Genomic DNA, 10,710 nt, shown 5'->3' with positions numbered 1-10,710 from the left:
TCAGCACCACTACGAGCCCAAGGTATTTCTATCTGTAAAACTCCACATTCATTACAATCAGTCCTTGGTACTCTTGCTATTATATAACTCTCATATTCAAAAAAATTAAGATGTCGCCATTTCTTTTCAGTTGTGTCATAAGCTTTAGAATTGTTTCCACACTTACTACACTTGAATATACTACCTCTTGTAAAATCAATATGTATATCTATCACCTTTTCCACTTTCTTGAAATCTATAGATGTTACCTTCCACGGTAACTGTATATTTAGTGCTTGCTCAAATAAATTCTCCAACATTTCCATAACTCTATTCTCCTTACATGTTTTACCCTCATTGTACCATTACCCACTCACTTTGAGAAAGAGCCTTTATCTTAAACAACCTGTGGCTGAACTATTCAGAAGATATTCCCTCTACAACCCTGTCCACCCCTGCAACGACTCGTGCCATCCTGTCAAAATCGATCTTGTCGGGGGTATCCGACATTTCGTGATAGTGTACGTATCGAAACGGGGCGGTATCCGTAATCATGATCGCCGGATAGTCCTCCTTCCAGAATGACCAGTGGTCTGACCACCCTATGCCTGGTATCCATGCCGGAGCCACAGTGCCCACGGAGGGAAATGCCGTGGTGTTGCGGAATGTCTTTATGCAACGATACAGAAGCTCCCGTGAGGAGATGTTGCTGACAAAACCTATGAAGTTTGCCGTGTCGGGGTAGAAGTACCTTAGTATCGAGGGGTATTTTTGGCTGCCGGGACTGTCGGAGTAGAAACCGATTGTCTCAAGTGAGACCATGCCGGCGATCTTATCGCCACGTTTTTTGGCCTCCCTGGCATAGACACGGCTGCCCATATCTTCGGTTTCAAAGTACGGAGGCTCTTCGTTTACAAACAACACAAAGCGTAAGGTACGTTGGTGCTTTTTCCCTGCATGAAGCCGTGCCAACTCCAGAGTTGCAGCCACACCTGATGCGTTGTCGTTTGCCCCAAAGCTGCCCTGCACCGAGTCATAGTGGGCGCCAACTACGATGATTTCATCGGAGGGTGCATCAATTTGCGCCTCTATATTCTTTACGGTCTTGTGTCTGACCGTGTACTCCTGAAACCTGACGCTATATCCGTATCGAACAAGGACGTCCCTGATGTACTCCACAGAGGCCTCTAAGCCCTTGTAGTGCTCCGTGTTTCTGTGGCCGATCTCCTGTGACAGCTTGACCACGTGTCGTCTGAGGTTCTCCTTCAAGAGTTCCTCATCCGCAGACAGCGGTCTGAGGACGCCTTTATACGACTTACCCGGCATACTTTCTATGTACACCACGGTCGATACAACAATGCCCGTGATAACAGCCCAACGTATGAGTATCGATAACCACAGCCTCTTTCCCTTAGGCTTGAACTTCATAGAAACCATTGTATAATAATATCCCAACGTATTGCAACATTAGCATTATCAGAACATCTTATGTTACAATAGTCACGTGATGTTGAAAAACACGAGTATAGGGTTACGTCTCGCAATGGCGTTTTCGCTGTTGTTTGTGCTGTTTGGCTTTGTTGCGATATTTGCCGTCAACCGTCTTGATTTCGTCCTGAACCAGACACGGCTGATGTACAACCACCCCTTTACCGTCAGTAACGCCGTCTTGCGGGTTGACGGAAACACTACAAAGATACGCCTGATTACGAGAAAGGCGGCATACACAACCGATAAGGATGAAGTCCTTAGATACAAGGAGCAGGTGGCGGAGTATATTGCCCGGATAGACAAGGACTTTGACATCCTGGAAGAGCGATTTCTGGGTGAAAAACACCTTGTCAACGACGCACAAACTAACTTCAAGCAGTGGGAGCCCCTTATCGCCCATCTTTTTTCGATGGCAATGGATGGCAAAGTTGACGATGCAAAGGCATTGATAAACAGTGATAAGTACATGTCAAATACTATGGATATGGAAACCACCATAAAAATGGTTTATGATTACGCTCAAAACAAGGCCATAACATTCAGAAACAATGCCCAGGATACCGGTAATGGTTTTAAGAACCAGATATATATATTACTTGCAATTATTTTTGCACTTGGCATAGCAATAACGTTTTTCTTTACTAAAAGTGTCACCAGGCCAATACAAGAGCTGATTGGCGCCACTGACGAGATAGGACAGGGCAGGCTGGATACGCCAATAAACGTTGCCTCTACCGATGAAATCGGACAACTAGCCGATTCCTTCAGAAAGATGACCGCAAAGCTTAAGGCAACGCTCACGGAAAAGGACCGGGAGGATTGGAAAAAAACCGGAGTTTCTCAGCTCAACGACAAGATACGCGGGGAGCAGGACGTCATACTCCTTGCACAGAACATAATCGGTCTCCTGACCAAGTACTTAAACGCCCAGGTGGGGGCAATCTATTTGGTTGAAGGCGACAAGAAGCTGAGACTTACGGCCTCCTATGCATACACAAAACGCAAGAGCCTCTCCAACACCTTTGTCTTTGGCGAGGGTCTGGTGGGGCAGGCCGCACTTGAAGGACAGTGCATACTCATAACCGATGCCCCGGAGGACTACATAAAGATCACATCCGGGTTGGGTGAATCCAGGCCCGTCAACATACTGGTTGTGCCGTTCTTATACGAGGGACAGGTGATGGGCGTGATCGAAATCGGTTCACTTGAGAGGTTTGACGATACCCGGGTTGAATTGATAGAGATGGTTTCCCAGTCCATAGGGATAGCCTTCAGTGTTGCACAGGCGCGGGAAAAGATGAGAGAACTCCTGTCTACGACACAGGCCCAGGCCGAGGAGTTACAGGTGCAGCAGGAGGAGTTGCGAGCGTCGAACGAGGCCCTAAGCGAGCAGACAAAGGCATTGAGGGATTCGGAGGCCGAACTCCAGGCCCAGCAGGAAGAACTCAGGCAGGTCAACGAGGAACTTGAGGAGCGCGCAAAGATACTGCAACAACAACGCGATGAGATAAAGCAAAAGAACACCGAACTTGAACGGGCACAGCAGATAACCACGGAGAAGGCACAGGAGCTTGAGGTGACAAGCAAGTACAAGTCCGAGTTTCTTGCCAACATGTCGCATGAGTTGCGCACGCCGTTAAACAGCATCCTGTTGCTGTCAAAACACCTGGCCGACAACAAGGACGGCAATCTGTCGTCAAAACAGTTGGAGTGTGCCCAGACCGTTTATTCATCGGGCAAGGACCTGTTGGCGCTCATCAACGATATCCTTGACCTCTCCAAGGTGGAGGCTGGCAAGATGGAGCTGCACGTGGAACCGTTGGACTTCAGCGAGCTGGCCACATCCATAGGGCGTACCTTCGCCCCCGTTGCACAGAACAAGGGGTTGACGCTGGACGTGGTTGTTGCTCAGGACATCAGGGCCTCAATAAGGACGGACGTTCAAAAGCTGGAACAGATTCTACGCAATCTCATCTCAAACGCCATAAAGTTTACCGAAAAGGGGGGGGTCTCCGTCAACATTGGCCGCTGCACCGATGCCTCCGTAACGCTTGGCGGTGGAGCGGAAGAGGTCGTCGCCATCTCCGTATCGGATACGGGTATAGGCATTGCGGCAGACAAGCAGGGGGTGATCTTTGAGGCATTCAAGCAGGCCGATGGTACCACAAGCCGGAAGTACGGCGGCACCGGACTTGGCCTGACCATATCGAGGGAACTGACAAGGCTGCTGGGCGGACAACTGCACCTCAAGAGTGTTGAACACCACGGGAGTACCTTTACACTGTACCTGCCATCGAGTTTAGAGCCACAGGGTTACTCCCAGCCGCACACAAGGCAACCCTCTAAGGCAGACTCCCACCCCGTTGAGCCAACGCAGCGCACTGCGGTTGAAGTTCGCCCCCCTGCCGGACCCCATACCGGGGCTGATATCCTCGAGGATGACAGACAGCACCTATCCCCCGGGGATAAGTCCATACTCGTCATCGAGGATGACCCCGTGTTTGCAAAGATACTGTACGATATAAGTCACGAAAAAGGATTTAAATGTATTGTTGCCGGTGATGGCTGGCGTGGATGTGAGTATGCAGAGACCTACAGGCCGGATGCCATAATTCTGGACGTCGGCCTGCCCGTGATGGATGGCAGAATGGCGCTGGAGAGATTAAAGGACTCCGCAGGGACGCGCAATATTCCCGTGCATATCGTCTCAGCCGCCGATAAGAGCATCGATTGCCTGAAGTCGGGCGTTGTCGGATACCTCACCAAGCCGGTCAGCATGGAACGACTCGATGATGTCTTTAAAAAGCTGGAGGGCATTTTTGCTCAGGGCAGCAAGCGATTGCTTGCCGTCAACCTTGATACGACACAGAGGGCTACGTTGTTGGAGCTGCTCGACAGCTCAGGGGTTGAGACCGTTTTTGTCTCCCCCGCGAATGTCCCCGCGGCACTAAAGACCAAAGGGGTCAACTGTATTGTCTTAAACCTCAGCGTTGATGAGACTGCGGGATTTGCCCTGCTTGATACACTAAAGGCTGGAGAGAAATTCAGCGAAGTCCCCGTCATCGTATACAACAGTGCGGTGTTATCCAAGGAGGCCGAAACCAAACTCAACATGTACTGCCACAGGCTTATTGTCAAACGTGTCATATCAAACGAGCGACTGCTTGACGAGATCGTCTTGTTTCTCCACCTAATAGAGTCAAAGTTGCCACCGGAGAAACAAAAAATGATAGACATGGTACACGACAAGGATACCATCTTTAAAGACAAGACAATCCTGATAGTTGACGATGACGTCAGAAACGTCTTTGCCCTGTCAAGCGTCCTTCAGGAGAGGGGCGTAAATGTACTGGTTGGACGAGACGGCAGAGAGGGCATAGCACGTCTCAAGGACAATAAGGCGGTGGAACTGGTGTTGATGGACATCATGATGCCCGAAATGGACGGCTATGAGGCAATCAGACAGATAAGGAGCTCCTATGAGTACAGAAATCTCCCCATCATCGCCCTGACCGCAAAGGCGATGAAAGAAGACAAGATGAAGTGCATCGAGGCAGGGGCCAACGACTACCTGGCAAAGCCCATCGATGCCGACAGATTGCTTTCTCTGTTGAGAGTGTGGTTATATAAATGATTGATTTGATAGCCATGCTCTGTAAACAACCTAAATGGGGTCAAGGGGACTGGTCCCCTTGCAGGGGAGGTCTGAGGAGGGGGCGGAGCCGACCTCCTTCTTCTTTGCCTTTTATTGTTACATTTTGGATAACGCGTGAAGGATGAGGGCGCAGACAACGTGAATGACACGCACGAGAACGAGGACATAGAGGTCCGCGTATTGTTAGAGGCCATATACCTCAAGTACGGGTACGACTTCAGGAACTACTCCAAGGCCTCCCTGAAGCGACGTATAGCCCAGAGGTTGACCCTGTCGAACCTTGACAACGTCTCCGAAATGATACACAGGATTCTGTACGACAGGGCGTTCTTTGATGCGTTTCTCAACGAGCTGTCTATCAAGGTTACGGAGATGTTCAGGGACCCGTCTTTCTTCCTGACAATGCGAAAACAGGTCATACCACTGTTGCAACAACTGCCCTTTATAAAGCTCTGGGTAGCGGGCTGTTCCACGGGAGAGGAGGTCTATTCGCTGGCAATCCTCTTAACGGAAGAAAAACTCTACGACAAAACACGCATCTATGCCACCGATTTTAGCGAGGCAGCCCTCAACAAGGCCAGGGAAGGAATCTATAAGACAAGCGATATGAAAAAATACACCTCCAACTATCAACAGTCAGGCGGTGTAGAGTCCTTTGCGGACTACTTTCTGGCAAAATACGACTCCGCTATCATGAATCAATCCCTGAGAAAGAACGTCACGTTCTCCAGACACAACCTCGTAACGGACGGGGTCTTTGGTGAAATGAATCTGATAGTGTGCAGAAATGTCCTCATATATTTTAACAGAGACCTTCAGGACAACGTATTCAGGCTGTTTGCAGATAGCCTGTGTGATGGCGGTTTTCTTGCCCTGGGATCAAAGGAGACCATACGTCTGTCAAAGTACTCAGGTTACTTTGATGACGTCTCAAAGGAAGAAAGAATATACAGCAAACACTCAAGGCCGGTCGCTGAGGTTGAATCAAATCAGCCGGTCAATGGTCTCACGGAGGGTGTGCTCAACAGGAGCGCCGTGCTCATTTCGGAGACAATCAAGAGGCTTGATGAACTGCAAGGTCTGATCCGGAGTGTGACCAAGGTATGACAGGTGAGCAACAAAAGCGGACAACATAAAGCGTATGAGGCCGTGGTGATAGGGGCATCTGCCGGAGGTACAAGCGCCCTGAAGGAGATATTGCCGTCCCTGTCGGCGGAGTTCTCCCTGCCTGTGGTGGTGGTCCAGCATCTGCATCCCAGTTCGAGGGATGATATGCCGGCCCTGTACAAGGACTCGTGCCGGTTAAGGGTCAAGCAGGCAGACGAAAAAGAGGCCGTAGCCGGTGGATGTGTCTACTTTGCACCGCCCAACTATCATCTGTTGGTAGAGAATGACAGGACGTTTTCGCTGTCCGTGGATGCCCCTGTCAATTTTTCGCGGCCATCTATTGACGTGTTCTTTGAAAGTGCCGCAGACGTCTATGGGGCAGCTCTGATCGGTGTAGTTCTCACAGGCGCCAACAACGACGGCAGTCTTGGCCTGCGCAAAATCAAGGCCGCCGGTGGAGTGGCCATCGTCCAGGACCCCGATACCGCCGAGTGCTCATCGATGCCGGAAGCCGCTATTGCCGCAACAAGCGTGGATTATATCCTACCCCTCAAGGACATCGCGGAGGTTATAATAAGGCTGGCAGAGACAGGCATTAGTGCATATGAGTAAATTAAAAAAGCTTCTGAAAAAAGTAAAAAATAATCCTGATAATGTTAGATTTGATGATTTGTGTAAGTTGACTAAATCGTTTAATTTTATACTTAAAGACAAAAGAGGTAGTCATTGTTATTATGAAAAAGAAAATGTGAACGAAATTTTAAATTATCAAAACAAGAATGGTATGGCTAAACCTTATCAAGTAAAGCAATTTATTAAACTAATTGAAAAACACAAAATGGAGGAATGATATGAAATACGCAATCACAATTTTCTACAGCGAAGAAGATGAGGGATATATAGCCATAGTGCCGGACCTTCCTCTATGTTCTGCTTTTGGAGAGACAGAAGAAGAGGCGTTAAAAGAAATAAAAATAGCCCAGGAGGGATGGATTGAAGTTGCAAAGATGTCCGGTAAGAAAATCCCCGAGCCTTCAGTGCTTAAAGAAGATAGTTCCTTTAATTTGCAAGAAGTTTTGACATGTTCTGATAAATGAGATGATGATTAAAATATGGAAAGACAAAACATCCTTATAGTTGACGACAGGGTCGAAAACCTGTTGGTGCTGGAGACCATACTCCAGGGGCTGGAGCTAAACATTGTTAAGGCCACCTCGGGTCAGGAGGCCCTTTGGCAGTTGTTAAACAACAACTTTGCCCTTATCCTGCTGGACGTCCAGATGCCGCAGATGAACGGTTTTGAGGTTGCAGAGCTAATCCGCAAAAACAACAAGACCAAGACACTCCCCATCATATTTATAAGTGCCGTGAGCACAGAGCAAAAGTTTATATTTAAGGGCTACGAGAGTGGCGCCGTTGACTACCTGATCAAACCCATAGAGCCGGAAATATTAAAGAGCAAGGTAAACGTATTCCTTCAACTGCACAGACAGCAGCAGTTAATACTCAAGCAGTCAGAAGAACTTCATACCTCCAATGAGTACCTGAAAAAAACAACCGAGGCCCTGCGCGTTGTCAGCGAGTACAACAGGAAGTTGATAGAGGTAAACCTCGACCCCATTATAAACGTAGGGCAAAATGGCAAGATAAAGGACGTCAACATCGCCACGGAGATAATCACTGGCCGTTCAAGGAGAAATCTGATAGACAGCGATTTTACCGACTATTTCACCGAACCTGAAAAGGCGGCAGAACTCTATAAGAAAGCCCTCGGCATTGGCACGGCTCATGACTATGAGCTATACATCCTGTGTTATGATGGTCAGACGACTCCCGTGTTGTGTAATGCCTCCGTGTATCGCGATGAGGTCGGCAGCGTCATCGGTGTAATAGTTGCCGCCCGTGACATCAGCATCCGTAAGGAGTATGAAGACAACCTGATGGAGTTAAATAAAAACCTCGAAAATCGTGTCAAAGACGAGGTTGAAAGACGCCTCAGACAAGAACAAATGCTTATCCAACAGTCCAAGATGGCCGCCATGGGAGAGATGATAAGCGCCATTGCACACCAGTGGAGGCAACCCCTCAATGCCCTCGCTATCCTCGTACAGGATATCGGGGATGCCTATGACTACGGAGAACTAGACAAGGAATATATTGAGGGATCGATAAGTAAGTCTGTGGCTCAGATAAGCTTTATGTCAAAAACGATAGACGACTTCAGAAACTTTTACAGCCCCGAAAAAGAAAAAAAGGTCTTTGATGTAAAGAAGGCCGCTATGAACGTATTGTCCTTGCTCTCTGCCCAGTTCAGGAACAATTCTATATCGTACAGACTTACCTGTCATGTCCATAATATGTCACGTGAAGACTTGGATGGCGAGATGTGTTGTCATGACCTGACTCTTTTTTCGTACCAGGGTGAATTTGAGCACGTCCTGCTGAATTTGATCAATAATGCCAAGGACTCTATTATAGAAAAACGAAACAGAGATGAATATGCAGAGACGGAGGAGATGGGTATGATCCTGCTTGATTTCTATAAGGATGACAATAAGTTCACTGTAAAGATAAGCGACAATGGTATCGGTATCCCGGTTGACATAATAAACAGGATATTTGAACCCTACTTTACCACAAAGGGACCAAACAAGGGCACCGGCGTGGGGCTATACATGTCAAAGGTAATAATCGAAGACAACATCGGCGGAAGATTGTATGCAGACAATACGGACAACGGCGCCGTGTTTACTATTGAGATTGAAAAGGATAAGGGTAGGTAACACGGTGTTCTTTTCTCAGAAAAAAGATTACAATAAATTTATGCAATAGGCTAAAATATAAACAATATGACAGAAGACACAGTCAGCGAAGGCGTAGGTAAAACACGCAGGGAACGTGAGATGACAGCCCTTCTGGAGGGTGCACGCGCCGTTCTGAGATATAAGAAATTTGAGAAAGTTGCCCGAGCTATCTTTGATAAGTGCAAGGAAATGACTGGAGCAACAAGCGGTTATGTTGCGCTTTTAAGTGCGACTGGTGATGAAAACGAGGTGCTGTTTCTTGATCCGGGCGGGAGGCAATGTATAGTTGACCCTTCACTGCCAATGCCCATACGGGGGCTCCGCGAGACGGCTTACCGCACCGGTAAGGCGGTGTGTGAGAACAAATTTACAACCAGCAAGTGGTGGGACTATCTGCCCCAGGGACATGTGCCCTTGGACAACGTCCTGTTTGCCCCTTTGGTGTTAGAGGGCAAGACCGTGGGGTTGATAGGTCTGGCCAACAAACCAAGCGACTTTGACGACGATGACCTGCATATAGCAACGGCCTTTGGTGAATTTGTGGCCATTGCCCTACACAACAGTCAGACCCTTCAGCGTTTGCAAGACAGCGAACAGCGTTTCCGAAACGTGGTCGAAGCAGCCGGCGATGCCATAGTGTCAATAGACAGCGAGGACAGGATCACAACGTGGAACAAAGCGGCAGAGGATATGTTTGGATACACCGAACAGGAGGCCCTGGGCACTCCCGTCACGATCATAATCCCTCAACATTATCGTGACGCCCACAGAGAAGGCATCCTGCGAGTAAACAGGACGGGGATATCAAAACACGTCGGCAAAATATTAGACCTGACGGCATTAAGAAAGGATGGCATTGAGTTCCCGATAGAGCTATCTCTGACCAAATGGACCATAGGGGAAAAGCTATACTTTACCGCCATAATCAGAGACATAACCAGACGTAAGCAGATCGAGGAGGAGTTGAAGATTCAGAACCAGTTAGTGGTTGAGCAGAGCAGGCAGTTGGCAATAAGCGAGCTGATGATAAGCATTGCACATCACTGGAGGCAGCCTCTGAGCGCAATCGGGGCTATTGTGCAGAATGTCGAGGACGCCTTTGACTATAAAGAACTCGATGAAGACTTCTTTCACGACTCGACTAAGAAAATCGTTGAAGAGCTTATCTATCTGTCAAAGACCATCGACAATTTCAGCAGTTTCTACCACAGGGATAAGGAAAAAACCCTGTTCAGAGTCCATGAGTGCGTGGAAAAAACTCTGCTGCTCCTAAACGACTACTTTAGCTCAAAGAGTGTGACGATAGAGGTAGACATAGAAAAAAACCTTGAGATAGAAGGCTACTTCAATGAGTTTTCAAGGGTAATCCTCAACATCATTAACAACATAAAGGACGTCTTTGACGAAAGAGATATAAAAGATGGTCACATAAAAATACTCGCCTGCAGAAACACACACAATGGCAAGACAAGGCTCTCTATCACCGACAATGGTGGCGGCATGAGAGAGGATATAAAGTTCAGGATATTTGATCCGTATTTTACGACAAAGCACAAGTCCAGGGGGGTGGGGCTTGGTTTATACATGGCAAGGGTCATGATAGAGAAAAACCTCAACGGTAGCATAACGGCTCAAAATACAGGCACAGGGGCAGAGTTTATAATAGAGATATAG

9 protein-coding genes are annotated in these 10,710 nt (G+C 48.0%); 7 read left to right on the top strand and 2 right to left on the bottom strand.

Annotation, left to right across the window (positions count from 1 at the left end):
• Together Mcas_RS13320 and Mcas_RS13315 are read right to left on the bottom strand one after the other, a co-directional pair.
• Positions 1-305, bottom strand: a 305-nt coding sequence (locus tag Mcas_RS13320) for a transposase family protein (protein ID WP_040336037.1), incomplete at its 3' end; no start/stop codon positions are given.
• Between the two features lie 91 nt (positions 306-396).
• A complete protein-coding gene (locus Mcas_RS13315) occupies positions 397-1,416 on the bottom strand; it encodes a M28 family peptidase (RefSeq protein WP_200873700.1) in 1,020 nt (339 codons plus the stop codon).
• A 70-nt stretch (positions 1,417-1,486) separates the two neighbouring features.
• Between Mcas_RS13315 and Mcas_RS13310 the strand changes: the two genes are divergently transcribed.
• The 7 genes from Mcas_RS13310 (at position 1,487) to Mcas_RS17030 (ending at position 10,710) form a co-directional block, all read left to right on the top strand.
• On the top strand, positions 1,487-5,104 hold the full coding sequence (locus Mcas_RS13310) for a response regulator (RefSeq protein ID WP_081853873.1): 3,618 nt from the start codon (positions 1,487-1,489) through the stop codon (positions 5,102-5,104).
• Between the two features lie 159 nt (positions 5,105-5,263).
• Positions 5,264-6,232, top strand: a complete 969-nt coding sequence (locus Mcas_RS13305; protein ID WP_081853874.1) for a CheR family methyltransferase — start codon at positions 5,264-5,266, stop codon at positions 6,230-6,232.
• 3 nt (positions 6,233-6,235) lie between these two features.
• Entirely contained in the window at positions 6,236-6,844 is a 609-nt protein-coding gene (locus tag Mcas_RS13300) for a chemotaxis protein CheB (RefSeq protein WP_040336035.1), read from the top strand.
• Complete coding sequence (locus Mcas_RS13295; RefSeq protein WP_040336034.1) at positions 6,837-7,082, top strand: type II toxin-antitoxin system HicA family toxin; 246 nt, start codon at positions 6,837-6,839, stop codon at positions 7,080-7,082. Before Mcas_RS13300 ends, Mcas_RS13295 begins: the two co-directional genes overlap by 8 nt.
• A gap of 1 nt (position 7,083) precedes the next feature.
• A complete protein-coding gene (locus Mcas_RS13290; protein WP_040336033.1) occupies positions 7,084-7,329 on the top strand; it encodes a type II toxin-antitoxin system HicB family antitoxin in 246 nt (81 codons plus the stop codon).
• A 15-nt stretch (positions 7,330-7,344) separates the two neighbouring features.
• Positions 7,345-9,015 (top strand): response regulator, encoded by a 1,671-nt coding sequence (locus Mcas_RS17035; protein WP_052567467.1) that lies wholly within the window; start codon positions 7,345-7,347, stop codon positions 9,013-9,015.
• A gap of 66 nt (positions 9,016-9,081) precedes the next feature.
• Positions 9,082-10,710 (top strand): PAS domain S-box protein, encoded by a 1,629-nt coding sequence (locus tag Mcas_RS17030; protein ID WP_052567465.1) that lies wholly within the window; start codon positions 9,082-9,084, stop codon positions 10,708-10,710.

It is taken from the genome of Candidatus Magnetobacterium casense (genome assembly GCF_000714715.1).
GTDB classification, from domain to species: Bacteria; Nitrospirota; Thermodesulfovibrionia; order Thermodesulfovibrionales; family Magnetobacteriaceae; genus Magnetobacterium; species Magnetobacterium casense.
Note: the sequence above shows the minus strand (reverse complement) of the source record. Positions and strands in the feature narration are given on the sequence as shown.

What these genes read in the sequence shown, in the direction of transcription:
- Mcas_RS13315 (WP_200873700.1), bottom strand. Translation starts at nt 1,416, where the DNA reads ATGGTTTCTATGAAGTTCAAGCCTAAGGGAAAGAGGCTGTGGTTATCG.
- Mcas_RS13310 (WP_081853873.1), top strand. Translation starts at nt 1,487, where the DNA reads ATGTTGAAAAACACGAGTATAGGGTTACGTCTCGCAATGGCGTTTTCG.
- Mcas_RS13295 (WP_040336034.1), top strand. Translation starts at nt 6,837, where the DNA reads ATGAGTAAATTAAAAAAGCTTCTGAAAAAAGTAAAAAATAATCCTGAT.
- Mcas_RS13290 (WP_040336033.1), top strand. Translation starts at nt 7,084, where the DNA reads ATGAAATACGCAATCACAATTTTCTACAGCGAAGAAGATGAGGGATAT.
- Mcas_RS17035 (WP_052567467.1), top strand. Translation starts at nt 7,345, where the DNA reads ATGGAAAGACAAAACATCCTTATAGTTGACGACAGGGTCGAAAACCTG.
- Mcas_RS17030 (WP_052567465.1), top strand. Translation starts at nt 9,082, where the DNA reads ATGACAGAAGACACAGTCAGCGAAGGCGTAGGTAAAACACGCAGGGAA.